This is a genomic window from Pseudomonas sp. KU43P (assembly GCF_033095865.1).
In the GTDB taxonomy this organism is placed as follows: Bacteria; Pseudomonadota; Gammaproteobacteria; order Pseudomonadales; family Pseudomonadaceae; genus Aquipseudomonas.
In genome coordinates this window covers 4,845,740-4,871,440 of sequence record NZ_AP019365.1, presented here as the reverse complement: position 1 = coordinate 4,871,440, position 25,701 = coordinate 4,845,740, and the positions used below count along the sequence as shown (strand labels likewise).

Here is a 25,701-nt window from a genome sequence, read left to right as displayed (position 1 = left end):
GTCATGTCTCCGTGGTGTTCGGCGCGGCCGCTGGCGGCTGGCCGAGGGGCAGGCGCAGGGTGAAGCAGGTGCCCTGGCCAGGCGTGGACTGCACTTCCATCTGCCCCTTGTGGTTGTTGGTGATGATGAAGTACGACACTGACAGGCCAAGCCCGGTGCCCTGGCCGATTTCCTTGGTGGTGAAGAATGGCTCGAAGGTGCGCTTGCGAACCGCTTCTGGCATGCCGACGCCGTTGTCCTCGACCTGGATTTCTGCCCAGGGCGGGTTGAGCCTGGTGCGCAGTATGATGCGTCCGGGCTCACTGGGCTGTGGCCGCTGGTGGATCGCCTGGGCGGCGTTCTTGAGCAGGTTCAACAGCACCTGTTCCAGTTCGTTGGCCGTGCAGGGCACAGGGCCGAGGGCCGGGTCGAACTGGCGGACGATGGCCTGGCCCTTGAAGTCGAAGCCGATGGTCAGGTCGAAGTCGTTGCCGGCAATTTCCACCGCCTGGTCGATCAACGATGGCAAGTCGCAAGGGGCCAGTTGGCGGTTGCTGCGGCGGCTGAAGCTGAGCATGTGGGTGACGATCTTGGCCGCCCGGGCGCCGGCCTGCTGGATGCCGTCGAGCAGTTGCGGCACTTCGCGGCTTTCCAGGTAGCGGTTAACGCCGGTCAGGTCGATGCCCAGCTCATCGGCCTGCTCCTGGTTGCGCGGCAGCTCCGGGGACAGGCGCCGGCGAATGTTCTGCACGTTGTGCAGGATGGCCCCCAACGGGTTGTTGATTTCATGGGCCATGCCGGCGGCCAGGCCGCCGACCGAGAGCATTTTCTCCGACTGCACCATCATCTCTTCCAGCGACAGGCGCTGCGTGATGTCGTCGATACGAATGACCACGCCACGGCCGCCGCCGCCCATCAACGGGTAGAAGGTAAGGGCGTAGTGGCGCAGGTCGTCATCCTTGGGCCAGGTGACCCGCTCGATCTTCGCCACTCGATGCTTCTCGACGGTTTCCTTGAGCTGCGGCAGAAATGGCTTGAGCGGCTCGAAGGCGATGAAGATCGGCTGGTTCAGGGCCTCGTCCAGCGGTGTGCCGGAGAGCACGGTTGCTTCGTGGTTCCACTGGGTGACGTAGAGCTGTTCGTCGAGGGCGATCAGCGCTGAAGGCATGGAGTCGATGATGCTGTTGAGGTAGTTCTGAAAGCCCGTGAGTTTCTTCTCGATCTTGCTGCGCACCTGGACTTCCAGCTCCAGCTTGCGGTTGGTGTGGCGGGTTTCCTCGGCCAGACCCTGGGCTTGGTCATAGGCCATCTGGAATTCGTCGCGGGTGCGCTTGAGTTGCTGCTCGCGGGCCTCGATGCGCGACAGCATGGTATTGAACGCCTGGGCCAGGCTGCCGATCTCGTCGTCATTGCCGCGGGTGGCGCGCAGGGCGTAGCTTTCTTCGCGGGTGACCTGACGGCTGAGCTCTTCGAGCTGGTTGATCGGCTGGGTGATCAGGCGTTTGATCTGCCGCGCGATCACCAGCCAAAGCAATATGCTGAACACCAGGATCGCCAGGCTGGCGCTGAGGGTTCCGGTGTAGAAGGCGGTCGGCAGCTCGCTGCTGGCCACCAGCAGCAGGTGCGCGGGTGGGCTGGCATCACGGGGAATGCGAATGAGCTGGGTACTGCGAAACTCCATCAGGCGCCAGCCATCGATGTTGCGGTAGCGCTTGGGCAGAGCCAGGGGGTCACCATGCTGCAGCTGTGCCAGCATGCGCCCATCGCCACCATAGAGGGCGGCGGCGCGTAGGGGGGTGTAGCTGTCCAGCTCCTTGAGCAGGGCCGTGGCGTTTTCCGCATTGTCCCCAGCGCGCATCGACAGTTGCGGGTTTGCCACCAGGCGGCCGATGGTCTGCAAGGCCTGCGGCGCCATGCTTTCCTGGGTGATCCAGTAGGCGGCGCTGATGAAGGTCAGGTTGGCCACCAGCAGGATGGTCACCAGCAGCACCAGCAGGGCGGCAAGCAACTTTTGCCCGACCGGGAGGTTTTCCAGGCGTTGGCGCAGGGTCATGGGCTAGGCAATGTCCGTATCCGGTTGTAGGGGCCGCGTCAGGCGCTGGGCAAGTCGCGTGCTCGCAGGTTATCGACCAGCCGCTGGTGCAGGTGTTCCAGCTGTGGCAGCACCATGCCGTGGCGCGCTGCCGCACGGCAGGCGTGGCCGAGCAGGTAGTGCACCTCGGTACGCCGTCCAGCGCGCACATCCTGATACATGGAAGAGTAGTTGGCCGCAGTGGCAAGGATCACCCGTTGCACTTCTTCGCTCAGGTTATCGGCGGCCTTGGGCTGCCCGCAACGTTGCAGCAAGGTGCCCAGCTCGGAGCACAGGCTGTCGACTTCCCCCAGGTACCCCAGCAGGCCGCCGTTCTGACAGTCGTGCAACACGGTCAGCGGGTTGATGGCGCAGTTGAGTGCCAGCTTGCGCCACAGGCGGGTGAGGATATCTACCGTCCATTGGGCAGGAATACCGGCATCTTGCAGGTCGTCGAACCACTCGGGCAGGCCAGGGTTGGCCGGGTCGCCCAGCCAGTTGAACCCCTGCCCGGCAAAGCGCACGTGCCAGTCGTCCTCACGGAACGCACCTTCGGTGCTGGAGGCGAAGATACAGCGGGCATGGGGCACCTGATCGGCGACCTCGTCCTGGCTGCCCAGGCCATTCTGCAGCAGGATGATTTCCGCTCCCTCGGCCAGGCGTGGGGCCAGACGGGCAACGGCTGGCGCAGCGTCATAGGCCTTGCAGGCCAGCAGCAGACGGTGAATCGGCCCGTTGGCGTCGGCCGTTTCGGCAGGGATCGCGAAGCGGTTGACCTGGTCCTGTTCGGCCAGGGTCAGGCCGCCGGCCTGTTGATAAGCCTTCAGCCGCTGCCCATCACGCAGGATCAACCGCGCCGCCTTGCCCGCCCGCGTCAGGCGGCAGGCCCAGAGGCTGCCGAGGCTACCGGCGCCGAGAATATGCCAGGTGCTGCTCATCTGCGTTTCGCAACCCGTTATAATGAGTCCGCATTTTAACCGTCAAACCCCGCGCGCTCCATCTTCACGCCGAGCGCGCTTTTATTTTGGGAGATCAACCATGCCTTCGTTCGACGTGGTATCGGAACTGGACAAGCACGAAGTGCAGAACGCTGTCGACAATGCCATCAAGGATCTTGACCGTCGTTACGACCTCAAGGGCAAAGGCACCTTCGAGTTCAAGGACAAGGATCAGACCGTACTGCTGACCGCCGAGGAAGAGTTCCAGCTCGAAGCAATGCTGGAAATCCTGCGCCTGGCCCTGGTCAAACGCAAGATCGACGTCAAATGCCTGGAAACCAAGGACCCGTACGCCTCGGGCAAGGAAAAGAAGCAGGAAGCCAAGTTCCGCGAAGGGATCGACAAGGACCTGGCCAAGAAGATCGTCGCCACCATCAAGGACGGCAAGCTCAAGGTCCAGGCCGCGATCCAGGGCGAGCAGGTGCGTGTCACCGGCAAGAAGCGCGATGACCTGCAAGAGGCCATTGCCTTGCTGCGCACCAAGGAATTCGACATGCCGCTGCAGTTCAACAACTTCCGCGACTGATCGAAGCGCTGCCCGGAACCCCGATGGCGCAATGATGTCCATGGGGTCCATGGCCGCGCAAATGCGCGCGGCCCGATTTACGTGTACGTGCCGCTCGGCATCAGGAGAAGAATATGGATTTGAATGCTGAGGTGGATCAGCTGGTCCGCCAGTCGCAGACCTGGATCCCGATGATCATGGAATACGGCAGCCGCCTGTTGCTGGCGCTGCTGACGCTGGCCATCGGCTGGTGGTTGATCAACAAGCTCAGCGCGCGCCTGGGCAAACTGGTCGGGCTGCGCGCCGACGTGGCACTGCAGAGCTTCATCAGCACGCTGGCCAACATCGTGCTCAAGGTACTGCTGATGGTCAGCGTGGCGTCGATGATCGGCATCGAGACCACCTCGTTCGTCGCGGCCATCGGTGCCGCCGGCCTGGCCATCGGCCTGGCCTTGCAGGGCAGCCTGGCGAACTTCGCCGGTGGCGTGCTGATCCTGATGTTCCGCCCGTTCCGGATCGGTGACTGGATCGAGGCCCAGGGTGTATCGGGCACCGTCGACAGCATCCAGATCTTCCACACCGTGCTGCGCACGGGTGACAACAAGACTGTGATCATGCCCAACGGCAGCCTGTCCAACGGCATCATCACCAACACCAACCGTCAGCCGACTCGCAAGGTCGTGTTCGATGTGGGTGTGGACTACGAGGCCGACCTGCAGAAGGCGCGCAACGTGTTGCTGGAGCTGGCGCAAGATCCGCGCGTGCTGCCGGACCCGGCGCCACAGGCGGTGGTTGCCACCCTGGGTGACAGCTCGATCACCGTGTCGCTGCGGCTGTGGACCAAGACCAGTGACTACTGGGATGTCATGTTCATGCTCAATGAGCATGCGCGTGACAGGCTGAAGGCCGAGGGCATCGACATTCCGTTTCCGCAGCGCGTGATTCGCGTGGTGCAGGAGACGGCGGCGCAGTAACCAGCGCCGTTGCAGCAGGGGGCCGCTGTGCGGCCCAATCGCCGGCAAGCCGGCTCCCACAGGTACCTTAGATTCCTGTGGGAGCCGGCTTGCCGGCGATTGGGGCGCGCAGCGGCCCCTTGTTTTTACACTTGTTCACAGCCAAGCGCCGCCATTTCTGGCATATAGCCTGCCCCTACCTGTCTTCGCCTGAAACCCACCATGAAGCCACTGCTGTACATCACGCCCCTCAGAGCCCTCTTGTTCGGCCTGACCCTGGCCCTGTTCGAGCTGCTCACCTACCTGGCCAGCGACGCGGTCATGCCGGCAATGCCGGTGGTGGTCGATCACCTGAACGCCAGCCCGGAATACATTCCGCACGCCTTGAACCTGTACCTGCTCGGCGGCGTGGTGCTGCAGTGGCTGATCGGCCCATTGGCCGACCGTTATGGCCGCCGCCCGTTGCTGCTGGCCGGTTGCGCATTCTTTGGCGTGGCGTGCCTGGCGACCTACTGGGTGCAGGACATCGGGCTGTTCAACGTGCTGCGCTTGCTCCAGGGCATCGGCCTGGGCTTCGTGGTGACGGTCAGCTACCCGGCGCTGAACGAAGCGTTCAGCGAAGCCGACGCGGTGCGGATGATGGCCCTGCTGGCGAACATCGCCTTGCTGTCACCGCTGCTGGGTCCGCTGGTGGGTACCTTGATGCTGCAGTGGCTGGACTGGCGCTGGCTGTTCATCGCCTTCGCCATCGGTGCGGTCCTGTGCTGGTTGCTGCTGTACCGCCTGATGCCGGAAACCCTCGGGGTTGAGCGCCGCGACGGCTCACGCCTGGCCTTCACACCGATTCACCTGCTGCCGCTGCTGGCCGGTTACGGCCAATTGCTGGCCAACCGCAAGTTCGTCGCAGGCAGCGCTGCGCTTGGCCTGGTCGGCCTGCCGCTGATCGGCTGGATCGGCCTGTCGCCGGTGCTGCTGATTCACGATGAAGGGCTGAGCACGATGGCGTATGCGCTGTGGCAACTGCCGGTGTTTGGCGGGTTGATTCTGGGCAACCTGATCATCAACCGTATCGCCGACCGTTATCCACTGGCGGCGTTGGTGCGTGGTGCATTGTGGCCCTATCTCACCGGCTTGTGCTTGCTGGTGGTGGCGACCTGGTACTGGCCGTCGGTGACTAGCGTGGTGGCGGGTATGTCGCTGTATGCGTTGGGGCTGGGCGTGGCCAATGCGGTGCTGTACCGCATGACGTTGTTCTCCAGTGAGCAGAGCAAGGGGTTGGTATCGGCGATGCTAGGGATGATCACCATCGCCTTGCTGGGGCTTGGTGGGGCAGTGATGGCGATGATCGGGGCGGGGGCCAGCCTGTTGCACTTTGCCGTGGCTGCGGGGGTTGCAGGGGCGCTTGCGCTGTGGCCGTTGTGGTTCGTGGTGGGCGGCCGGCCGGGGGAAGGGGCAGTGGTTCGGTAGGGGCTGTACCGGCCTATCGCCGGCAAGCCGGCTCCCACAGGTTAGACCACAGTTCTCAAGGCCTGTGATACCCCTGTGGGAGCCGGCTTGCCGGCGATGGGCCCAGAGGGGGATTCAGGGCCGCTCGGCCGCTGAATTCTCAACCGGTACCTGCTTGCCTCGCCCAACCTCCTGCCGCCAGTGCAAGGCGATCAGGATCAGCGTCGGCACTCCCAGCAGCGCGGTAATCAGGAAGAAGTCGTGGTAACCGAACTTCTCTACCATCACCCCCGAATAGCCACCGATCAGACGTGGCAACAGCAGCATGATCGAACTGAGCAGCGCATATTGCGTGGCCGAGAATTTCAGGTTGGTAAGGCTCGACAGGTAGGCGACGAACGCAGACGTGGCCAGGCCTGAGCTGAAGTTGTCCAGCGAGATGGTCACCACCAGCATTTCCAGGTTCGGGCCCATGTCGGCAAGCATGAGGAACAGAATGTTGGTGGCCGCTGACGCCACACCACCGATGAACAGGATCGGCAGGATGCCGAAGCGCACGATCAGCAGGCCACCGACGCCTGCGCCGACCAAGGTCATGATCAGGCCGAAGATCTTGCTGACGCTGGCGATCTGGTCCTTGGTGAAGCCCATGTCGATGTAGAACACGTTGGCCATCACCCCCATCACCGTGTCCGACATGCGATAGGTAGCGATCAGCCCGAGCAGCAGCAGGGCCTGCCAGCGGTAGCGGGCGATGAAATCGTTGACCGGCGTGAGCACCGGTGCCAGGCCGCGGCGGCCCAGGCTCGACAGGCACGCCCAGGTCAGCAGCACGTACAGGATCAGGCGCAGGAAGGCACGGTCTTCGAGCAGCAGGTCGAGCGGGGTGGCATCGCCGGAGATGACACTCGACCAGCCGGTGTTGAACATCTGCGTGAAACTGGCAGGCACCGACACCAGCAGGATGATCAGCACGAACACCGACGCCATCTGGTGCATCAGGCCATAGCGTGCAGCCGAAAGCTGGGTACGCATCGGCACGGGTGGTTCACGCATGACCAAGGTGGTGAACAGCGCGGGCACCATCAGCACGCCGAACAGCACATAAGTGCCGGCCCAGGCTTTGTGCAGGTAGCTGAAACCGGTGGAACCGAACCATTCGGCGAAAAACAGCGCGCCGGCCGTGGCGAGCAGGGCTGCGACACGGTAACCGGCCATGTAGCTGGCAGCTAGCGCAGCCTGGCGTTGATCGTCGGCGATCTCCAGGCGGTAGGCATCGACCGCGATGTCCTGGGTGGCGGAGGCGAAAGCCACCAGTACCGCCAGGGCGATCAGCCAGGAAAGGTGTTGTTGCGGGTCGCACAGGCTCATGCCGACCAGGCCGACTACCACCAGGGCCTGGGAAAGCAGCAGCCACGAACGGCGTCGTCCCAGACCGCCCAGCAGTGGCAGGCGCCATTGGTCGAGCAGCGGCGACCAGACCCATTTGAAGGCATAGGCCAGGCCGATCAGGCTGGCGTAGCCAATGGTTTCGCGGGCCACGCCCGCTTCGCGCAACCACACTGAAAGGGTCGAAAACACCAGCATGTAGGGCAGGCCGGCGGCGAAGCCCAGCAGCAAAAGCACCAGGGTAGACGGGCTGGCATAGGCGGCAAGCGCAGCGCGCCAGGTTTTACGGGGCATGGGCCAACATCTGCCTCAAATTTGCGAAAACAAAGCGCGCACTCTAACCGCTGTGCTCCATCGGGCGCCAGCCATGGCGCGTCATATCCACACGATTATTGGTTACATTGACGCCCTCCGCACGCAACCGTGCGCGTTGTTCATCTCCCGCTGGCGTACCCAGCGCCAGGCTCAGGCGACCACCTGCACCCAGAACCCGGTGCCAGGGAAGGCGGGTATCACCGGGCAACTGGCCGAGGGTACGGCCGACCCATCGCGCCGCTCGGCCCAGCCCTGCCAGTTCGGCAAGTTGACCGTAGCTGACCACCTTGCCCGCCGGTACCTGGCCGAGCACCGAATACAGGGCCGTTCGTCGGGCCTCGGGCGCGTCCAGGGCATGGTCATAAGGCTCAGACATCAGGGCAGCCCTGGCCTGGAATGAAACCGGACGAATGGTCACGGCAAATGAGAGTTGAACTCAATGGCATGTGCTCGGTCTGTCCTTGCTCTGGTCGTTGGTATCTGGATAATGCCCGGCTTTTTTCGTCGAATCGAACCCGTAGCCCGCTTATGTATTCTAGATCGTTGTTGTGCTTGTTGACCGCCTCCCTGTGTGCCGCTCCGGCTTTCGCCGATACCGTGTGGATGAAGAACGGCGACCGCCTGAGCGGCAAGATCCGCCTGTTCGACGGTGGCAAGCTGCTGCTGGAGACCCCCTACGGTGGCTCGATCGCCTTGGACTGGAAGCAGGTGCAGACCCTGGAGAGCGATCAGGAACTGCTGGTCAAGCAGGATGCCTACAACGGCGAGAAGGCCAAGTCGCTGAAGGCGGCCGAGGCGGGCAAGGTGACCCTGGCCAATGGTGAGGCGCCCAAGACCGTGGAGCTGGCGAGCATCCAGCAAATCATGAAGCCCAAGCCATTGGTCGAGGACTTCCTGTGGAAGGGCAACGTCGACGTGGCCATGGACTACAAGCGCGCCGAGAGCGACAGCGACGACTACGACATCGACTTCAAGACCACAGCCCGCCACGGCCGCTGGCGGCACAATGCCGAGGGCGAGTACAACCGCGAGTCCAAGGACGACGTCACCACCACCAACAACTGGAGCGCCGAATACGCGCTCGACCGCTTCCTCACCGAGAAGTGGTTCTGGCAGGGGCGCCTGGAGTACAAGCGCGACCACATCGAGGACCTGTCCCGCCAGCGCACCGTGGGTACCGGCCCTGGCTATCAGTTCTGGGACGACGAGCTGGGCGCCTTCTCGCTGGGTTCGCTGGTCAACCGCACCGATTTCGAATACCAGGATGGCGCCAAGGACAACTTCTATTCTGCGGCGGTCAAATGGGACTACACCCGTTACCTGATCGGCAAGAACGTGCAGCTGTTCACCAATGGCGAGCTCGCCAAGCCACTCGGGGGCGTGGCCAACTACTCGCTGGATGCCGAGGTGGGGCTGCGCTACAAGGTCACCGAATGGGCTTCGCTCAACCTCAAGGCGGAAAAGGACATCATCAGCGGCACTCGGGAAAGCGACCTGGACAAGACCCGATACACCGCAGGCTTCGGCGTGACCTGGTGAAGGATGCCTTGGCGCTGCGCTGGCAGTGGCGGGTGATAATGCTTATCTTGTCACCCATCCAGTCCGCCGTCAGGAGCGCCTTCTGTGAGTACCAATGCCATTCGCCCCGCCCGGGAACTGCTGCTCAAGGAATACCGCGGCGTGCTCTCGACCCATTCCAAGTCCATGCCTGGGTTCCCGTTCGGTTCCGTCGTGCCGTACTGCCTGGATGCCCATGGCAATCCGCTGATCCTCATCAGCCGCATCGCCCAGCACACCCACAACCTGCAGAAGGACGCCAAGTGCTCGCTGCTGGTGGGTGAGCGCGAGGCCGAGGATGTGCAGGCCGTGGGCCGCCTGACCGTAATGGCCGAGGCGCACAAGCTGGTCGATGAAGCCGCCATCGAGGCGGCCGCCGAGCGTTACTACCGTTACTTCCCCGATGCCGCCAATTACCACAAGGCCCACGACTTCGACTTCTGGGTGCTGCAGCCGGTTCGCCATCGTTACATCGGCGGCTTCGGCGCGATCCATTGGCTCGACCAGGTGACCCTGGCCAACCCCTTCGCGGGCCAGGCCGAGGCCAGCATGATCGAACACATGAACAGCGACCACGCCAACGCCATCGCCCATTACGTCGAGCTGAGCGACTTGCCGCGCGGCACGCCGGCGCAGATGGTCGGCATCGACAGCGAAGGCATGCATCTGCGCATCGGCCAGGGCATCTACTGGTTGCCGTTCCCCGCCATTTGCAATACGCCGACACAAGTTCGCGAAGCCCTGGTTTTGCTGGCCCGCGCCGACCAATGGCCGGCTGCGACTGAAGTCGAAGCTTGAAAATGCGAATGCACGCATCCATGTGATGGTCTTACAGGAAGGTTGTCTTCCATCGAGGAATGCTTCAATGCGTGCTTTTCTATTGCTGTTTCTCCTGTTCCCTGTGCTGGAGCTGTTCGTTTTCGTCAAGGTCAGCGCGGCCATCGGTTTCTTCCCGGCGCTGCTGCTGATCATCGCGGGTTCTGCCCTGGGTGTGCTGGTGATGCGTGTGGCAGGCCTTGCCACCGCTCTGCGTGCCCGTGAAAGCCTGCAGCGTGGTGAACTGCCCGCCGAGGACATGTTCCAGGGGCTGATGCTGGCGGTTGGTGGTGGCCTGCTGCTGCTGCCGGGCTTCATCAGTGACGTGCTGGGCGTGCTCTGCCTGCTGCCGTTCACCCGCCACCTGGCCGCGCGCAAGTTGCGCGAGCGTGCCGAGGCCCAGGCCATGCGCCAGCGGGCTTTTCAGGATGACCCGTTCCAGGCGCAGCCACGCGACACGGGCCACCGGCCCAACGTGATCGAAGGCGAGTACGAGCGCCGCGACAAGTAACCAACCCGGGGCCACTAAGCGGCCCCGGTGTTTTTCTGCCTGTGGAAAATTTTTCAGGGCAAGCCTTGTAATTGAATATGGCGGCCTCATGTATGTGGTCACCGCAAGGTTTCTGGTGGTTACACCAGACATGACACAGGTGATTCGCCCGTTGCGAACCACCCCCGGCAACGCCGGACCGCATCAACCCGCCGGTGTCGATACCGGCCGATGAAAACCACAATTTGGGAGAGATCGACAATGAAGCTTCGTCCTCTGCATGACCGCGTAGTCATCCGTCGCAGCGAAGAAGAATCGAAAACCGCTGGCGGTATCGTCCTGCCGGGTTCGGCCGCTGAAAAACCAAACCGCGGCGAAGTCGTTGCCGTCGGCACCGGTCGCATCCTGGAAAACGGCGAAGTACGTGCGCTGGCCGTGAAAGTGGGTGACAAAGTGGTTTTCGGCCCTTACTCGGGCAGCAACACCGTGAAAGTCGATGGCGAAGACCTGCTGGTCATGGCCGAGAACGAAATCCTCGCCGTTATCGAAGGCTGATTTCTCCGATTTCCCGTTACTCCAAAGTAATTCAAGGATTAAACGATCATGGCTGCTAAAGACGTAAAATTCGGCGATTCCGCCCGTAAGAAAATGCTGGTTGGTGTCAACGTTCTGGCTGACGCGGTAAAAGCGACCCTGGGCCCGAAAGGCCGTAACGTGGTGCTGGCCAAGAGCTTCGGCGCGCCGACCATCACCAAGGACGGCGTTTCCGTCGCCAAGGAAATCGAGCTCAAAGACGCCTTCGAGAACATGGGCGCCCAGCTGGTCAAGGAAGTCGCTTCCAAGGCCAACGACGCTGCCGGTGACGGCACCACCACCGCTACCGTTCTGGCTCAGGCCATCGTCAACGAAGGCCTGAAAGCCGTCGCTGCCGGCATGAACCCGATGGACCTGAAGCGCGGCATCGACAAGGCCACCGCTGCCGTTGTCGCCGAGCTGAAGAACCTGTCCAAGCCATGCGCCGATTCCAAGGCCATCGCTCAGGTAGGTACCATCTCTGCCAACTCCGACAACTCCATCGGTGAAATCATCGCCGAAGCCATGGAAAAAGTCGGTAAAGAAGGCGTGATCACCGTTGAAGAAGGCTCGGGCCTGGAAAACGAACTGTCCGTCGTAGAAGGCATGCAGTTCGACCGTGGCTACCTGTCGCCATACTTCGTCAACAAGCCGGACACCATGGTTGCCGAGCTGGAAGGCCCGCTGCTGCTGCTGGTCGACAAGAAGATCTCCAACATCCGTGAGCTGCTGCCAGTTCTGGAAGCCGTTGCCAAAGCCGGCCGTCCGCTGCTGATCGTTGCCGAAGACGTCGAAGGCGAAGCCCTGGCTACTCTGGTCGTCAACAACATGCGCGGCATCGTCAAGGTTGCAGCGGTCAAGGCACCTGGCTTCGGCGATCGCCGCAAGGCCATGCTGCAGGACATCGCCGTTCTGACCGGCGGCCAGGTCATTTCCGAAGAAATCGGCCTGACCCTGGAAACCACCACCCTGGAGCACCTGGGCAACGCCAAGCGCGTGATCCTCTCCAAGGAAAACACCACCATCATCGACGGTGCTGGCGTTGACGGTGACATCGAGGCACGCGTCAAGCAGATCCGTGCCCAGATCGAAGAAACTTCGTCGGACTACGACCGTGAGAAGCTGCAAGAGCGTCTGGCCAAGCTGGCTGGCGGTGTTGCCGTGATCAAGGTCGGTGCTGGCACCGAAGTTGAAATGAAAGAGAAGAAAGCCCGCGTCGAAGACGCCCTGCACGCTACCCGTGCAGCTGTCGAAGAAGGCGTGGTGCCTGGCGGTGGTGTTGCCCTGGTTCGTTCCCTGGCAGCCATTGTCGACCTCAAAGGCGACAACGAAGACCAGAACGTCGGTATCGCCCTGCTGCGTCGCGCTGTTGAAGCCCCGCTGCGCCAGATCACTGCCAACGCCGGCGACGAGCCAAGCGTCGTAGCTGACAAGGTCAAGCAAGGTTCGGGCAACTACGGCTACAACGCTGCTACCGGCGAATACGGCGACATGATCGAAATGGGTATCCTGGACCCAGCCAAGGTCACCCGTTCGGCTCTGCAAGCAGCTGCTTCGATCGGCGGTCTGATGATCACCACCGAAGCCATGGTTGCCGACCTGCCGGAAGACAAGCCAGCTGGCGGCATGCCAGACATGGGTGGCATGGGTGGCATGGGCGGCATGATGTAAGCCAGCCTTACCCCTGCACCAAGAAAAAGCCCCGCCTAGTGCGGGGCTTTTTCGTTTTTCTGTGGAGGGCACTGAAGCCGCAAGGCGGCCTCAGGTCAGGCGAGGCTGCGCTCGGCGGCTGGCGCCTGAGCTACCCCCTTGCGATACAGCACCAGGTAATACGAGCCCAAACCGATCAACCAGCAGAAGACGGCCGTCCAGACGTTGTGCGAGAGGAAATGCGCCCCTTGCATCATCCGGCCAACCGACAGCACCGAGCCGGCCAGCAGAGCCACCACAAACGCCACCCGCGCCAGCCGCGGGCGACGGTCACGCAGCATGAAGAACAAGCCGAACAGGCAGAAGCCGGTGGCTGCATGCCCACCTGGCCAGCACATGCCAGGCTTGTCGGTGGCCGGGCGCGGCTCTAGCAGTTTGCTGTAGGTTTCCTTGCCGCCGAACTGGGTCAGGCTCCAGGGGCATTGCACCTGGGTCACTTTCTTGAGTGGTGTGACAAAAGCCGTGGACAGGCCCAGCGCAAGCACCAGGCAACCCAGCTCGCGGCGCCAGCCGAACAGGCGCTTGCAGAAAAAACTCGAGGCAAACGCCACCACCGACAGCAGGCCGAGCAGAATCACCACCTGCTTGACGCGGTCGTGCAGGATGTTTTCCAGCAGGTAGCTGTGGCGGCCGACGAATTGGCCGGCTGTTTGATCGAAGAACAGGTTGGCCACGTCCATGTCGACCGACGTCAGTTCGAGCAGAATCAAGGCCACTGCGGCGGCCAAAGGTATGCCCAGGTACAGCCAGTAGTTGATCGGACGAGGACGAAGGGGAGGTTGCATGACGACTCCAGCACGCGAAAAAGACGGGGCATTGTCGAGCGCCCGCTATCCTGTGTCCGTGAAGGATCAGTGAAAAAACTGTCAACTTCGCTGAATTTGCAGAGGGGCTGGCACAGTCCGGGCGATGGCCTTAAGCTGCGCCTGCCGCGCACCCCCGCGAAGCGCCGCACAGGAGAACCCGATGCGCATTCTTTTGGTTGAAGACAACCGCGATATTCTCGCCAACCTGGCCGATTACCTAGGCATGAAAGGCTACACCGTCGACTGCGCCCAGGACGGCCTATCCGGGCTGCACCTGGCCGCCACCGAACACTATGACCTGATCGTGCTCGACATCATGCTGCCAGGCATCGATGGTTACACCCTGTGCAAGCGCCTGCGTGAGGACGCCCGCCGCGATACCCCGGTTATCATGCTCACTGCCCGTGACCAGCTCGATGACCGCCTGCAAGGCTTCCGCTCCGGCGCCGACGACTACCTGCTCAAACCGTTCGCCCTCTCCGAGCTGGCCGCGCGCATCGAAGCGGTATTGCGCCGGGCCCAGGGTGGCGGTCGGCGTACCCTGCAGGTCGCCGACCTGAGCTACGACCTCGATACCCTGGAAGTCACTCGCCAGGGCCGCCTGCTCAAGCTCAACCCGGTCGGCCTCAAGCTGCTCGCTGTGCTCATGCAGAAGAGCCCGCACGTGCTGCGCCGCGAAGTGCTGGAAGAAGCCCTTTGGGGCGACGACTGCCCCGACAGCGACAGCCTGCGCAGCCACGTGCACCAGCTTCGCCAAGTGATCGACAAACCGTTCGAGAAACCGCTGCTGCATACCGTCCATGGCGTCGGCTATCGCCTCGCCGAGGGTCGCGATGGAGTTTAAGCAGAGCCTTGCCCAACGCATCATCATCGCTTTTGCGCTGATGAGCGCACTGGTGGCAGGGGCCTTCGCCTTCGGCATCGTCGCCACTGTGCACCTGGTCGAGGAGCGCTTGATCTCCTCGGTGCTTGGGGGCGACCTGCAACGGCTGTTGCGCATGGACAGCGTCAGCGACTGGAGCCACCGGCCACGCCCCGACCAGCTGTTCTACTTCAGCGGCGGGCGTGATGATTTCGAGCTGCCCAAGGACCTGCGCCACCTCGACGTCGGCTTCCATGAAGTGTTCCGCGACCAGCTCTCCTACCACGCCATGGTCGAGATCGTGGATGGCCGGCGTTACGTGCTGCTGCAGGACCAGAGCGATTTCGAAGAGCGCGAGCGGGTGCTGTTCGCTGTGGTCGTGGTCGGCTTCGTGCTCAGCCTGGTGCTGGCAGTGGTATTGGGTTGGCTGTTGGCCCGCCGGGTGATGGCGCCGGTGATCCGCCTGGCCCGCCAGGTTCGCCATCGCGACCAACTGCTTGGCCTGGCCCCGCCGCTGGCCCCGGATTACGCTGCGGACGAGGTGGGCCAGCTGGCGGTGGCGTTCGACGATACCCTGGGCCGCTTGCGCGATGCCCTGACCCGTGAGCGGCTGTTCACCAGCGATGTCAGCCATGAATTGCGCACGCCCCTGATGGTGTTGGCCACTTCGTGCGAGCTACTCATGGAAAACCCCAACCTGGATACCCGTGCGCGCAGCCAGGTGGAGCGGATTGCCCGTGCCACCGAAGAAATGCGCGAGCTGGTCAAGACCTTCCTGATGCTCGCCCGTGCCCAGCGCGATCAGGGTGCCGTAGCGTCCCAGGCCAACCTGCGCGAGGTCGCCGACGACCTGATCGGCGTATGGCGCGATACCATCGAACAGAAGGGCCTGACGCTGTATTACGACGGCCGGGTCAGTGCCGGCCCACTGCTGTACAACGCCACCTTCCTGCAATCGGTGATGGGCAACCTGCTGCGCAATGCTGCGCACTACACGGACAGCGGCTACATACGCCTGAGCCTGCAACCCACCGGCTTCACCGTGGAAGACAGTGGCGTGGGCATTCCCGAAGAGCAGCGCGAAGCCATGTTCCAGCCGTTCGTGCGGGGTGAAGAGCGCCGCGGCGAGGGCTTGGGCCTGGGCCTTTCGCTGGTGCAGCGCATTTGTGATGACCAGGGGTGGCGCGTCACGCTGACGTCGACGGCTCCTCATGGTTGCCGCTTCCAGGTCGACTTGAGCCAGAGTGCGGAGAAAATCGACCCCACGGATCTTTAGAAATGCGCTGAAACATGTCGCCCGGCGGATAACATTTTTTTCACATTGGCATAACCTGTTGCCCACGCTTCGCTACTTAAGGTGAGCGCAATGGAGCCAGGAGATGCCCAATGCGTAGCCCGATCAAACTCGAATTTTCCGAGAAGTACGACCAGCAACATGCTCAGGAGTACTTCCTCAAGCACCAGGATGGCCTGGCCCGTCGCATGTCCCACAAACGCGACGAGCAGCTGGCACGCCGTGCCCTGGCGCTGGCCGGAGAACCGGGATTGGTACTCGACCTGCCTTGCGGCGCCGGTCGATTCTGGCCGCTGCTGGCGGAAAAACCGAACCGGGTGATCATCGGTGCCGACAACTCCGAGGCGATGATCCAGACAGCCTGTGCCGCACAACCGCCGGAGGTGGTAGCGCGGGTACGTCCTTTGCAGACCTCAGCATTCGCCATCGACCTGCCGGACAATTCGGTCGACAGCATTTTCTGCATGCGGCTCTTTCACCACATTGGCGAGGCGGCTCACCGCAAGACAATTTTGTCGGAATTCCAAAGGGTTAGCCGTGACAGCGTAATCCTGTCATTGTGGGTGGACGGTAACTTCAAGGCCTGGAGACGCAGGAAGCTTGAGCAGCGGCGCAGTGCCAAGGCCGAGCCCGACAGCTACCAGAACCGTTTTGTGTTACCGGCAGAGACAGTTGAAGAAGAATTCAAGGCCGCCGGCTTCAGAATCCAGGAACGCCTCGACTTCCTGCCGTTCTATGCCATGTGGCGGGTTTATGTATTGCGTAAGGGGTAGTGTTTGATGGCTGTAGCCCAGCGTGAGGAGTCACGGTTCGATTATTACTGGCGTCAGCAGGGCGAATGGGTCGAGGAGCCCAACCAGCGGCGCGGTGGAGAGAGTGGTGTGCAACGGCTGGACGATGGCAACGGCAAGCTGCTGTATGCCAAGCGCCAGGTCGGGCATATCTATCGCAGCCTGCTGCATCCGTTCGGCCGGCCAACCGTATTGCGTGAGCTTGACGCGTTGAACAGCTTCGAACAGCTGGGTGTACGCGTGCCGCGCATCGTCTTTTGTGGCGCCGAGCGCGATGCCGACAGGCAATGGCGTGCGCTGCTGGTCAGCGAGGCGCTGGATGGCTTCGTCGAGCTCGATACCTGGCACGCCGAAGGGGCGCGCGAGCGTTACCCGCAAGTAGTGCACGAGCGCATGCTCAAGGATTTGGCCGACAACCTGGCGCGTATGCATCTGGGGCATTGGCAGCATGGTTGCCTGTATGGCAAGCACGTGTTCATCAAGGTGATCGGCGAGGGCGAACAGGCCCGTGTCGAAGTGGCTTTGCTCGATCTTGAGAAATGCCGCCGGCGCATCAGTTGTCAGCGCGCGGCGGGTAATGACCTTCGCCAGCTGCGCCGCCATTCGTCGCTCAATGACGCGGAATGGCAATCGCTGCTCTATTTTTACCAGATGGCGTTTGGCAGCGCTGTCAAAGGGTTAGGGCAATGAAACTAGAAATCGCTCGAGCTTTGTTCCTGGTGGCTGGGTTGGCTGTGACCACGGTGGCGGTAGCTGCCTGGGAGGAGCCGCGGCCCATGGTATTCAGCAAGTCCGAAATGGCTGACCAGTGCGCGTTGCCGCGGGCCATCAAGCAACCTCAAGCACAGACCCGGGCAGACGAGGATCTGTTGCTGTTCCTGTTCGGTATGCAGCAAGGGTTGCGACCGTTCGGCTGAGCCTGGCTCGAGCAAACTGAGGCCCCGCAATTGCGGGGCCTCTGCTTTTTCAATGCTGCCTCCAATCGCCAGCGAGATCAGGCGGCAACAGCCTCCCTGGCCTGCGTCTTGTGCGCCAGCAAGGTGTAGATGCAAGGCAACACAAACAAGGTAAACAACGTCCCGATCGACATCCCGGTCGCAATCACCGTGCCGATATCGAACCGGCTCACCGCTCCGGCGCCCGTTGCCAGAATCAGGGGCACCATGCCGAACACCATCGCCGCCGTGGTCATCAGTACAGGCCGCAGACGTATGGCCGCCGCTTCCTCGATGGCCTCACGCACACCCAGGCCCTTCTCCTCGCGCAACTGGTTGGCGAACTCGACAATGAGGATGCCGTGCTTGCTGATCAGGCCGATCAGCGTCACCAGCCCGACCTGGGTATAGATGTTCATGCTGGAAATGCCCAGGAACAGTGGCAGCAGCGCCCCGCAGATCGACAGTGGCACCGTCACCAGAATCACCAGCGGGTCGCGGAAGCTCTCGAATTGGGCCGCCAGCACCAAGAAAATGATCGCCAGCGCCAGGCCGAAGGTCACCCAAAGCGCACTGCCTTCCTGCACATACTGCCGCGCGGCACCGGCGTAATCGAACGAGAACCCCTCCGGGGCTTCTTCACGGGCAATATCGCTGACGGTCTGCAGCGCTTCGCCAATGCTGACCATCGGCACGCCCTGGATGATCGCCGAGTTGAGCTGCTGGAACTGGTTGAGCTGGCGCGGCCGGGCGCGGTCACTGAGGGTGATGAGGGTCGACAGCGGCAGCAACTGGCCCTGGTCGTTCTTCACGTAATAGCTGTTGAGCCAGCCAGGGTTGTCACGGTAGGGCCGCTCGACCTGGGCGATCACCTTGTAGCTGCGGCCTTCCAGGGTAAAGCGGTTGATCTCGGCTTCACCCAGCAAGGTTGCCAGGGTGCCGCCCAGAGTGTCCATGGACACGCCCATCTGGGCGGCCTTGGCCCGGTCGATATCGACCACCACTTCGGGTTTGTCGAAGGCCAGGTCGATGTCGAGGAAGGCAAACTTGCCGGAGGCCTGGGCACGTTCCTTGACCCGCTGGGCCACTTCCAGCAGGGCCGGGTAGTCACCGGCGGTATTGATCACGAACTGGAACGGCAGGCCCTCACCGGTGCCAGGTAGCGACGGCAGGTTGAAACCGAAGATCTGCAGGCCGCCGATTTCTTCGAGCTTGGCTTGTACCAGCGGCAGCAGTTCCATCTGCGTGCGCTCGCGCTCGTTCCAGGGCTTGAGCAGAAAGCCGCCGATACCGCTTTGCACCCCATTGAAACCGTTGATCTGGAACGATGAGTAGTACTCGGGGAAGGTCTTGAACAGGGGCGTGAACTGGTCGGTGTAGGCATTGAGGTAGTCGAGGTTGGCCGGCTGCGGCGAGCTGCTCATCATGAAGATCACACCCTGGTCTTCGTTCGGTGCCAGTTCGTTCTGGGTGAACTTGAGCAGCACCGGGATCAGGCACAGGATGATCACGGCGAATACCAGCACCACCGGGCGGCTGTCCAGGGTGGTGTGCAGGATGCGCTGGTAGCGCACTTTCAGGCGCTCGAACAGTTGGTCCAGGCGGTGGGCCAAGCCGCTGGGGCTCTGTTCTTGGCGCAGCAGCAGGGCGCACATCATGGGTGACAGGGTCAGGGCGACGATACCCGAGATGATCACCGCGCCTGCGAGGGTCAAGGCGAACTCCTTGAACAAGGCGCCCGTGAGCCCGGTCAGGAAGCCAATGGGCGCGTACACCGCCGCCAGGGTGATGGTCATCGACACCACCGGCATGGCAATTTCCCGTGCGCCCTCAAGGGCTGCGTCGAACGGCGACTTGCCTTCTTCCATGTGCCGATGGATGTTCTCCACCACGACGATGGCATCGTCCACCACCAGGCCGATGGCCAGCACCATCGCCAGGAGCGTCAGCAGGTTGAGCGAATAGCCCATCATCTGCATGAAGAACAGCACGCCGATCATCGACAGCGGAATGGTCACCACCGGTATCAGCACCGAGCGCAGGGCGCCGAGGAACAGGAACACCACCACGATGACGATCAACACTGCTTCGCCGAGGGTCTTGATCACTTCGTCGATGGAGGCCTGGATGAACAGCGTGGCGTCGTAGGCGATTGATGCCTTGAGCGCCGATGGTAGCTGGCTCTCCAGCTCCGGCATGATCCGCCGCACTTCCTTGATCACCTCCAGGGGGTTGGCAGCGGGGGTAGCCTTTATGCCGATGTACACCGACGGGGTACCGTCGAACGAGCTGACCGTGTCGTAGTTTTCCGCGCCCATCTCGACCCGCGCCACATCGCCCAGCAGCACGCGGCTGTCGCCCGCCGTCTTGACGGGGAGTGCGGCAAAAGCCTCGGCCGACTTCAACTCGGTACTGGCGTTGATGCTGGTGACCACGTATTCGCCTTTTACCTCGCCCGCCGCAGACAGGAAGTTGTAGCGGCGCACGGCGTTGGTCACATCCGTGGCCGAGAGGCCAAAGCCGGCCAGTTTCACTGGGTCGATCCAGATGCGCATGGCGAACACCTGGTTGCCGAGGATTTCCGCCTCGGCCATGCCGGGCAAGGTGGCCAGCTTCGGCTGGATCACCCGCGACAGGTAATCGGTGATCTGCGGGTTGCTCATTTCCTTGCTGTAGAAGCTGATGTACATCAGCGCCGAGGCATCGGCCGCTTCCTTGCTCAGTACGGGGTCTTCGGAATCTTGCGGGAGCTGGTTGCGCACTTCGTTGGCCTTGGCCAGCAGCTCGGTGAACAGCCGGTCGCTGTCGGCGCCGATCCGCGCATAGATGGAGATGACCGAGAAGTTCTGCCGGCTTACCGAGGTCATGTAGTCGATGCCCTCGGCGCTGGCCAGGCTCTGTTGCAGCGGCTGGGTGATGTAGCCCTGGATGGTTTCGGCGTTGGCCCCGGGGTAGGCGGTGGTCACCGTGATCAGGGCGTTTTCCATTTGCGGGTACTGGCGGATCTGCAGCTTGCTCCAGGCCTGGAAACCCAACAGCAGGATCAGCAGGCTGACCACGCTGGCCAGGACCGGGCGACGGATGAAGGGGTCGGTGAACGCCATGCCTGCCTCCTGGTCAGTCCGCGCGCGGGGTGCCCTGTTCGGGCTTGAGCGCGGTGTCCTGGCCGATGCGGATGGCCGCGCCGGGGGTGAGTTTGAGCTGCCCGGCGGTCACCACCTGCTCGCCGGCCTTGAGCCCCTTGGTGACCACGACCACGCCATCGCGCCGCTCGCCGGTCTGTACCGTGCGTTGTTCCGCGGTGAGTTGCGGATGGCCCTGGTCATCCTGCTGCGGCTTGCCGTCCTTGTCCTGCTTGGGCACGGCGACGTATACCGAGTTGCCATACAGGGTGTAGGTGATGGCGCTTTCCGGCACCACCACCTGCGGGCGGGGGTTTGGCAACAGCACCAGCAGGTTGGCGAACATGCCCGGCAGCAGTTTGCCGTCTGGGTTGGCCATGGTCGCGCGTACCAGCAGGTTGCGGGTGCTTTCCTCGACCTTGGGGTTGATCGCACTGAGGCTGGCAGGGAAGGTCTGGCCTGGATACGCGGCCACTTGCACCTGAACCTGCTGGCCCAGGCTCAGATGGGGCAAGGCCTGCTCAGGCACGTTGAAGTCGACATACAGGCTGGACAGGTCCTGCAAGGTGGCAATCACCGCGCCGGCGGCCAGGTAGTCGCCGACATCCACCTGGCGGATGCCAATGGTGCCGCTGAACGGAGCGCTGATGCTCTTCTTGGTCTTGGACGCCTTGAGCTGGTCGACCACGGCCTGGTTGCGCCGGTACTGGGCGGTAAGGCGATCGTACTCGCCGCGAGAGATTGCCGAATCGCCCACCAGTTGGCTACCGCGACCGAAGTCGACTTTGGCCAGGCCTAGATCGGCCTGGGCAGTGCCGAGCAGGGCGGTTTCCTGATCATCGTTGAGTTGCAGCAACAGCTGCCCGGCTTTGACCTTCTGGCCCGAGTCGAAGTGCAGGGACTTGACGATTCCTTCCACTTCCAGGCTCAGTTCGACCCCTTGCAGAGCCTTGAGGCTGCCGACGGCGGGCAGGCGCTCCTGCCACTGGCGTTCTTCAGCCAGGGCCGCGGCCACGGTGATGGGCGGCCTCGGGGCGCTGAACATCTGGATCTGCTGGTAGATCGAGAATGCCTTGTAGCCCCCCAGGGCCAGCACGATCAGCACAACGACGGCCAACATGATGAGCATGCGGCGGCGCAGCATAAGTCCGGTTCCTTGGATACGTGGTTGTTATTCGTTCTGGCACGACAACGGGCGATCCTGCCCACGTGTGGATGGGGGAAGTATTGACTGTTTTTGGCGGTGGGGGAAATGGATTGTCTGAACCGGCCCTATCGCCGGCAAGCCGGCTCCCACAGGTACGCAACATGCTTCCAGTGTGGGAGCCGGCTTGCCGGCGATAGGGTCGGTTCAGGCCAGGTGCAGATGGTTGTCCCAGAAACCGGAAGGCAAGTTCATCGGTTGCCCGATCAGTTCAGCCTTGCGGCAATCATAGAATCGGCAACGTCCCTGCCCGGAAGTCACCACGAAGCCATCCTGCACCGCCCCGACACCGGCACAGTCCGGCATCGGCGCATCGAGCTTCACCGCGCCGCTGTCCAGGTCCCAGATGAACAGGCGGTTGGCCCGCGGCGCGGTCAGTGCCACCAGGCGCAGGTCGCTGTGGATAGCCACGCTGGCGGTGTACTGGGCCATCGACTGCAATTGCCGCTCAGGCACCGGGAAAGCCTTGAACGGCTCGCCCGGGCGCTTGATCGCCAGCAGCTCTGCAGTTTCATCGGCATCGCCCATGAACTGCTGGCAGGCGACCACGGTACCGTCGCTGCCCACCGCCAGGTGGCGCACGCTGTTCATTTGCTGGGCCAGGGTTTCCTTGCTCAGTAGGGTTCCGTCGCGCTGCATCAGCACAAGGCTTGGCTGCATGGCATCGAGGTTCATCTCGACCCGGCTTTCGGCCTCGGTGCGGATACCACCGTTGGCCACCACCAGGGTTTCGCCGTCGGGGAGCCAGGCCACTTCGTGGGGGCCGATGCCGTGGGTCGGAATCTCGCCGGTGTGCACCAGGCGTTCACCTTCGAATCGGTAGACACCCAATACGCCACGGCCCGGGTCGGTAGTGTCGTTTTCGGTGGCGTACAGCCATTCACCGCCGTGGTGGATCACCGCGTGGCCGTAGAAATGGCGGCCAGGCTGCGAGGTGATGGTTTGCAGCAGGCGCCCGTCGCGCAGGTCGACCAGGTAACTCTCGGTGCCAGGGCGGCGCGCGACGAACAGGGCGATCGGTAAGCTCGGGTGGTTGATGATGGCATGGCAACGCTGGCCCACCTGGGTGCTGAACACCTGGGTGCCGTCCAGGCGAAACCCGACCGCGTAATGCTTGCCGTCGCCATCGTCACGCGCCGACAGCAGCAAGGGTTCGCTGCCTTTGTTGCGGAACAGGCTCCAGCCGCCCAGTGTCAGGGCGCTGAGCAGTACGCTACCGAGTTTGATTGCCTGGCGTCGCAGCATGATCAGTCACCGTCGTTGGCATTGAAGCCCAGTTGAATGTTCAACGCCTTGGCCAGGTCGCCTTCGTGCAGGCGATGCACGACGTTGAGCGCGTCGTAGATCTGGTTCAGGCTTTGTTGGCCGGCGTCGTCGGCCAGCAGCTCGCCCAGGGTCTTGTGGTTGTCGGCCAGCAGCTTGAGGGCGCTAGCGTAGGCGTCGTCGATTTTTTGCGCCAGGGCTTTCTGATCGCTGCCCAGCAGGCCGCGCAGGCCTTGGTTGTCGACACCCACCCAGACTGCCTGGGCGGCCTTGAGGCTAGCTTCCAGGCTCTTGAGCGACGAGTGGCTGCGCCAGGCTTCGGCCTGCAGCGGCTGCGGGATGCCCTTGCTCTGGCGACCCATTGGTGCGCCCAGCTTCTTCTTCAGCGTATCCAGGGCAGTCACCTGGGCGCGCAGCAGGTCGGCGATCGCTTCGTGGGAATCGGCGTAGCGCTGGTTGGGGAACTTGGTCATCTGCGACAGCATGCCGTCGGTGCTGTTCCAGCTCTTCAGGATCTCTTCGGCGAGCGCCTTCTGGTGATCACCAATGGCAACCAGCAGCGGGCAGTAGCGGGCTTTCTGCTCGGCGGTGGCGATGTCTGGCTTGCTGTCGAACAGGATGTACTCGTAGGCCGACAGGCCGCGCACGACGACGCTGGCCTTGCCCAGGGCGGCGGCATCGACCGGCTTGTCACCGTTCACCAGTTGCTCGACCTGGCGACCGACCAGGTTCTTCTTGTCAGGCCAGAACTGCACCTGCCAGGCACGGTTGCCTTCGGCCAGAGGGCCAACCAGCAATGGCTGCAGTTCGGCCCAGGCTTTTTGTGCGTTGAGGAAGTCGGCGCGCGCGGTTTCCAGGCTTGCCTTGCCTTCGCAGTAAGCCAGGGCGCTGCTGGCCAGCTGGCGGTCGGCTTCGACCCAGCGGCTGTAGGTCGGCAGGATCACCTGCTTGGCGATGGCAGCGGAGGTCACGGCCTGTGGATCCTGCGGCGAGCAGGCCCCAAGAGCGAGTGCGGCGAGGCTGGTGAACAACAGTTTGGGTCGGAACATGCCCGGCTCCTTGCGCGTTTTAAAGTGAGTTCAGGAACGCCAGCAGCGCGGCGCGCTGTTCGGCATTGAAGGTCAATACATGGTCGCGCGCCGCCTGGGCTTCACCGCCGTGCCAGAGCACGGCTTCGAGCAGGTTGCGGGCGCGGCCGTCATGCAGATACTGGGTGTGGCCACTGACCGCCTCGGTAAGGCCGATACCCCACAACGGCGGTGTGCGCCAGTCCTGGCCGTTGGCGGCGAATTCGGTACGCTCGTCGGCAAGACCGGGGCCCATGTCGTGCAGCAGCAGGTCGCTGTAGGGGCGGATCACCTGCCCGGCCAGTTCCGGTTCGGCGGCGTCTCGGGCGGTGGTGAACTGCGGGGTGTGGCAGCCCTGGCAGCCGGCCTGGAAGAACAGGTTCTTGCCGGCCAGCACTTGCGGCGCACCCACGTCACGGCGGGCAGGCACGCCGAGGTTGCGGGTGTAGAAAGTCACCAGGCGCAGGATGTTGTCGCTGACTTCCTTCTCGTCGCCGGCACCATCGCCATTGGGCGCTGCCAGGCAGGCGGTTTGCGCCTGGGTGCAGTCGTCCTTGGGTTGCAGGGTGCTGGTCAGGCCCATGTCGCCGGCAAAGGCATGCACGTTCTGTTGCTTGACGTTGGGCTGCCCGGCCTTCCAGCCGAAGCGGCCGACCACGGTCTTGCCCTGGGCGTCGTCCCACACCCGGTTGGCGCGGCCGCGAATGCCGTCGCGGTTGCGATCGTCGGGGTCTTCGTTGGCCAGGATGTCGGCCTCGGGAATGGCTTCGAGCAAGCCCAAGCCGATCATCGGTGGCGCCACGCGGGCCGAGAAGCGGGTATCGGGGTGCATCGGCCCGTAGCCGAGCTGGGTGATCTGCAGGGCAGGGCGGCGCAATTCGACTGGGTGACCGTCCTTGAAGTTGACGGTTTGGGTGGTGTAGCTCACGCGCACCTTGCCCTCGGGTTCTACACCGGGGATGGCCATGTCTTGCAGCTGGGTGCCATAGACCGGCTCGGGGACCACGCCCAGGCGCTCGATCTGTTTGGCCAGGTACGGCTGGTCGGGAATGGACAGACGCACCAACATCGATACCGCGTTGCTGTCGCCAGGCTCGGGCGGATGGCCGCGGCCGTCGCGCACGTGGCAGTTCTGGCAGGCGTTGGTGTTGAACAGCGGGCCTAGGCCGTCACGTGCAGTGGTGGTGGACGGGGCGATCACCCAAGGGTTACGGAAGAAGCTGTTGCCCACGGCGAAGTCCAGGCGACGCTCTGGCGTCAGGTTGGCCGAGGGCAGGGAAAAGGCATTACGGTCGCTGCGCTGTACGGTTGCCTGGCCAGCCGACAACGCTTCGCCCGGCTCGGCCTGAGTGAAACGCGGGGCGTCGTCACAGGCAGCGAGGGCGAGGGCCAGCAGCAGGGGAGAGAGTCGGGACAGCGACGAGGACATGCACAATCCTGGGCGTGGACTAAAAACCGGCGTGCAAGCTTAGCAGGACAGGGATGTTTGAATAAGAGCAATTTGCAATTGCCAGATGAAATTGCTGGCAGGTCTGGCCCTATCGCCGGCAAGTTG

General features: G+C 62.9%; 23 protein-coding genes. 13 read left to right on the top strand and 10 right to left on the bottom strand.

Features of this window, described 5'->3' with window-relative positions; genetic code table 11:
• Position 1: 1 nt before the first annotated feature.
• Entirely contained in the window at positions 2 to 2,032 is a 2,031-nt protein-coding gene (locus tag KU43P_RS22260) for an ATP-binding protein (protein ID WP_317659646.1), read from the bottom strand.
• Positions 2,033 to 2,070: 38 nt separating this feature from the next.
• Entirely contained in the window at positions 2,071 to 2,988 is a 918-nt protein-coding gene (locus KU43P_RS22255; protein ID WP_317659644.1) for a putative 2-dehydropantoate 2-reductase, read from the bottom strand.
• Positions 2,989 to 3,088: 100 nt separating this feature from the next.
• Between KU43P_RS22255 and KU43P_RS22250 the strand changes: the two genes are divergently transcribed.
• The 3 genes from KU43P_RS22250 to KU43P_RS22240 all read left to right on the top strand — a co-directional run bounded on the left by KU43P_RS22250 (position 3,089) and on the right by KU43P_RS22240 (position 5,973).
• Positions 3,089 to 3,574 carry a YajQ family cyclic di-GMP-binding protein gene (locus KU43P_RS22250; RefSeq protein WP_317659642.1) on the top strand — a complete coding sequence of 162 codons (486 nt, stop codon included), beginning with the start codon at positions 3,089 to 3,091 and terminating at the stop codon, positions 3,572 to 3,574.
• Positions 3,575 to 3,687: 113 nt separating this feature from the next.
• Positions 3,688 to 4,527 carry a mechanosensitive ion channel family protein gene (locus tag KU43P_RS22245; RefSeq protein ID WP_317659640.1) on the top strand — a complete coding sequence of 280 codons (840 nt, stop codon included), beginning with the start codon at positions 3,688 to 3,690 and terminating at the stop codon, positions 4,525 to 4,527.
• 201 nt (positions 4,528 to 4,728) lie between these two features.
• The gene (locus KU43P_RS22240; protein ID WP_317659639.1) at positions 4,729 to 5,973 is read left to right on the top strand and encodes an MFS transporter; all 1,245 of its coding nucleotides are present in this window, start codon (positions 4,729 to 4,731) and stop codon (positions 5,971 to 5,973) included.
• Positions 5,974 to 6,087: 114 nt separating this feature from the next.
• Here the strand turns inward: KU43P_RS22240 and KU43P_RS22235 are convergent, their stop codons facing one another.
• Both KU43P_RS22235 and KU43P_RS22230 read right to left on the bottom strand, forming a co-directional pair.
• Positions 6,088 to 7,635: an AmpG family muropeptide MFS transporter gene (locus KU43P_RS22235; protein WP_317659637.1), complete on the bottom strand. Its 1,548-nt coding sequence runs from the start codon at positions 7,633 to 7,635 to the stop codon at positions 6,088 to 6,090.
• A gap of 43 nt (positions 7,636 to 7,678) precedes the next feature.
• Positions 7,679 to 8,032, bottom strand: a complete 354-nt coding sequence (locus tag KU43P_RS22230; protein ID WP_317659636.1) for an MGMT family protein — start codon at positions 8,030 to 8,032, stop codon at positions 7,679 to 7,681.
• A gap of 152 nt (positions 8,033 to 8,184) precedes the next feature.
• On the opposite strand from KU43P_RS22230, the gene KU43P_RS22225 reads away from it, so the two are divergent.
• From KU43P_RS22225 to groL, 5 genes are all read left to right on the top strand, one after another.
• Positions 8,185 to 9,195, top strand: a complete 1,011-nt coding sequence (locus KU43P_RS22225) for a DUF481 domain-containing protein (RefSeq protein ID WP_317659635.1) — start codon at positions 8,185 to 8,187, stop codon at positions 9,193 to 9,195.
• A gap of 84 nt (positions 9,196 to 9,279) precedes the next feature.
• Positions 9,280 to 10,011, top strand: coding sequence for a HugZ family protein (locus tag KU43P_RS22220; RefSeq protein WP_317659634.1), 732 nt, complete (start codon positions 9,280 to 9,282; stop codon positions 10,009 to 10,011).
• 67 nt (positions 10,012 to 10,078) lie between these two features.
• Positions 10,079 to 10,540, top strand: a complete 462-nt coding sequence (locus KU43P_RS22215) for an FxsA family protein (RefSeq protein ID WP_317659633.1) — start codon at positions 10,079 to 10,081, stop codon at positions 10,538 to 10,540.
• A 240-nt stretch (positions 10,541 to 10,780) separates the two neighbouring features.
• Positions 10,781 to 11,074, top strand: a complete 294-nt coding sequence (locus KU43P_RS22210; protein WP_012274036.1) for a co-chaperone GroES — start codon at positions 10,781 to 10,783, stop codon at positions 11,072 to 11,074.
• 48 nt (positions 11,075 to 11,122) lie between these two features.
• Positions 11,123 to 12,763 (top strand): chaperonin GroEL, encoded by a 1,641-nt coding sequence (groL, locus tag KU43P_RS22205; RefSeq protein WP_317659632.1) that lies wholly within the window; start codon positions 11,123 to 11,125, stop codon positions 12,761 to 12,763.
• A gap of 95 nt (positions 12,764 to 12,858) precedes the next feature.
• Here the strand turns inward: groL and KU43P_RS22200 are convergent, their stop codons facing one another.
• Positions 12,859 to 13,587 carry a phosphatase PAP2 family protein gene (locus KU43P_RS22200; RefSeq protein ID WP_317659631.1) on the bottom strand — a complete coding sequence of 243 codons (729 nt, stop codon included), beginning with the start codon at positions 13,585 to 13,587 and terminating at the stop codon, positions 12,859 to 12,861.
• Between the two features lie 181 nt (positions 13,588 to 13,768).
• On the opposite strand from KU43P_RS22200, the gene colR reads away from it, so the two are divergent.
• From colR to KU43P_RS22175, 5 genes are all read left to right on the top strand, one after another.
• Positions 13,769 to 14,452 (top strand): two-component system response regulator ColR, encoded by a 684-nt coding sequence (gene colR, locus KU43P_RS22195; RefSeq protein WP_003255215.1) that lies wholly within the window; start codon positions 13,769 to 13,771, stop codon positions 14,450 to 14,452.
• Positions 14,442 to 15,746: a sensor histidine kinase gene (locus tag KU43P_RS22190; RefSeq protein WP_317659629.1), complete on the top strand. Its 1,305-nt coding sequence runs from the start codon at positions 14,442 to 14,444 to the stop codon at positions 15,744 to 15,746. The genes colR and KU43P_RS22190 overlap by 11 nt, the downstream gene beginning before the upstream one ends.
• 110 nt (positions 15,747 to 15,856) lie before the next feature.
• A complete protein-coding gene (locus KU43P_RS22185; RefSeq protein WP_317659628.1) occupies positions 15,857 to 16,537 on the top strand; it encodes a class I SAM-dependent methyltransferase in 681 nt (226 codons plus the stop codon).
• 6 nt (positions 16,538 to 16,543) lie between these two features.
• Positions 16,544 to 17,245, top strand: a complete 702-nt coding sequence (locus KU43P_RS22180; protein WP_317659627.1) for a lipopolysaccharide kinase InaA family protein — start codon at positions 16,544 to 16,546, stop codon at positions 17,243 to 17,245.
• Positions 17,242 to 17,472, top strand: a complete 231-nt coding sequence (locus tag KU43P_RS22175) for a hypothetical protein (RefSeq protein WP_317659626.1) — start codon at positions 17,242 to 17,244, stop codon at positions 17,470 to 17,472. The genes KU43P_RS22180 and KU43P_RS22175 overlap by 4 nt, the downstream gene beginning before the upstream one ends.
• 77 nt (positions 17,473 to 17,549) lie before the next feature.
• On the opposite strand, the gene KU43P_RS22170 is transcribed toward KU43P_RS22175, so the two are convergent.
• The 5 genes from KU43P_RS22170 to KU43P_RS22150 form a co-directional block, all read right to left on the bottom strand.
• Complete coding sequence (locus tag KU43P_RS22170) at positions 17,550 to 20,594, bottom strand: multidrug efflux RND transporter permease subunit (RefSeq protein ID WP_317659625.1); 3,045 nt, start codon at positions 20,592 to 20,594, stop codon at positions 17,550 to 17,552.
• A gap of 13 nt (positions 20,595 to 20,607) precedes the next feature.
• Positions 20,608 to 21,756, bottom strand: a complete 1,149-nt coding sequence (locus KU43P_RS22165; RefSeq protein ID WP_317659624.1) for an efflux RND transporter periplasmic adaptor subunit — start codon at positions 21,754 to 21,756, stop codon at positions 20,608 to 20,610.
• Positions 21,757 to 21,963: 207 nt separating this feature from the next.
• Entirely contained in the window at positions 21,964 to 23,061 is a 1,098-nt protein-coding gene (locus KU43P_RS22160; RefSeq protein ID WP_317659623.1) for a DUF1513 domain-containing protein, read from the bottom strand.
• 2 nt (positions 23,062 to 23,063) lie between these two features.
• Complete coding sequence (locus tag KU43P_RS22155) at positions 23,064 to 24,128, bottom strand: imelysin family protein (protein WP_317659622.1); 1,065 nt, start codon at positions 24,126 to 24,128, stop codon at positions 23,064 to 23,066.
• 19 nt (positions 24,129 to 24,147) lie between these two features.
• A complete protein-coding gene (locus KU43P_RS22150) occupies positions 24,148 to 25,575 on the bottom strand; it encodes a di-heme oxidoredictase family protein (RefSeq protein ID WP_317659621.1) in 1,428 nt (475 codons plus the stop codon).
• Positions 25,576 to 25,701 lie beyond the last annotated feature (126 nt).

What these genes read in the sequence shown, in the direction of transcription:
- colR (WP_003255215.1), top strand. Translation starts at nt 13,769, where the DNA reads ATGCGCATTCTTTTGGTTGAAGACAACCGCGATATTCTCGCCAACCTG.
- KU43P_RS22210 (WP_012274036.1), top strand. Translation starts at nt 10,781, where the DNA reads ATGAAGCTTCGTCCTCTGCATGACCGCGTAGTCATCCGTCGCAGCGAA.
- KU43P_RS22170 (WP_317659625.1), bottom strand. Translation starts at nt 20,594, where the DNA reads ATGGCGTTCACCGACCCCTTCATCCGTCGCCCGGTCCTGGCCAGCGTG.
- KU43P_RS22185 (WP_317659628.1), top strand. Translation starts at nt 15,857, where the DNA reads ATGCGTAGCCCGATCAAACTCGAATTTTCCGAGAAGTACGACCAGCAA.
- KU43P_RS22250 (WP_317659642.1), top strand. Translation starts at nt 3,089, where the DNA reads ATGCCTTCGTTCGACGTGGTATCGGAACTGGACAAGCACGAAGTGCAG.
- groL (WP_317659632.1), top strand. Translation starts at nt 11,123, where the DNA reads ATGGCTGCTAAAGACGTAAAATTCGGCGATTCCGCCCGTAAGAAAATG.
- KU43P_RS22190 (WP_317659629.1), top strand. Translation starts at nt 14,442, where the DNA reads ATGGAGTTTAAGCAGAGCCTTGCCCAACGCATCATCATCGCTTTTGCG.
- KU43P_RS22225 (WP_317659635.1), top strand. Translation starts at nt 8,185, where the DNA reads ATGTATTCTAGATCGTTGTTGTGCTTGTTGACCGCCTCCCTGTGTGCC.
- KU43P_RS22200 (WP_317659631.1), bottom strand. Translation starts at nt 13,587, where the DNA reads ATGCAACCTCCCCTTCGTCCTCGTCCGATCAACTACTGGCTGTACCTG.
- KU43P_RS22155 (WP_317659622.1), bottom strand. Translation starts at nt 24,128, where the DNA reads ATGTTCCGACCCAAACTGTTGTTCACCAGCCTCGCCGCACTCGCTCTT.
- KU43P_RS22240 (WP_317659639.1), top strand. Translation starts at nt 4,729, where the DNA reads ATGAAGCCACTGCTGTACATCACGCCCCTCAGAGCCCTCTTGTTCGGC.
- KU43P_RS22150 (WP_317659621.1), bottom strand. Translation starts at nt 25,575, where the DNA reads ATGTCCTCGTCGCTGTCCCGACTCTCTCCCCTGCTGCTGGCCCTCGCC.
- KU43P_RS22175 (WP_317659626.1), top strand. Translation starts at nt 17,242, where the DNA reads ATGAAACTAGAAATCGCTCGAGCTTTGTTCCTGGTGGCTGGGTTGGCT.
- KU43P_RS22180 (WP_317659627.1), top strand. Translation starts at nt 16,544, where the DNA reads ATGGCTGTAGCCCAGCGTGAGGAGTCACGGTTCGATTATTACTGGCGT.
- KU43P_RS22215 (WP_317659633.1), top strand. Translation starts at nt 10,079, where the DNA reads ATGCGTGCTTTTCTATTGCTGTTTCTCCTGTTCCCTGTGCTGGAGCTG.
- KU43P_RS22260 (WP_317659646.1), bottom strand. Translation starts at nt 2,032, where the DNA reads ATGACCCTGCGCCAACGCCTGGAAAACCTCCCGGTCGGGCAAAAGTTG.
- KU43P_RS22165 (WP_317659624.1), bottom strand. Translation starts at nt 21,756, where the DNA reads ATGCTGCGCCGCCGCATGCTCATCATGTTGGCCGTCGTTGTGCTGATC.
- KU43P_RS22230 (WP_317659636.1), bottom strand. Translation starts at nt 8,032, where the DNA reads ATGTCTGAGCCTTATGACCATGCCCTGGACGCGCCCGAGGCCCGACGA.
- KU43P_RS22255 (WP_317659644.1), bottom strand. Translation starts at nt 2,988, where the DNA reads ATGAGCAGCACCTGGCATATTCTCGGCGCCGGTAGCCTCGGCAGCCTC.
- KU43P_RS22245 (WP_317659640.1), top strand. Translation starts at nt 3,688, where the DNA reads ATGGATTTGAATGCTGAGGTGGATCAGCTGGTCCGCCAGTCGCAGACC.
- KU43P_RS22160 (WP_317659623.1), bottom strand. Translation starts at nt 23,061, where the DNA reads ATGCTGCGACGCCAGGCAATCAAACTCGGTAGCGTACTGCTCAGCGCC.
- KU43P_RS22235 (WP_317659637.1), bottom strand. Translation starts at nt 7,635, where the DNA reads ATGCCCCGTAAAACCTGGCGCGCTGCGCTTGCCGCCTATGCCAGCCCG.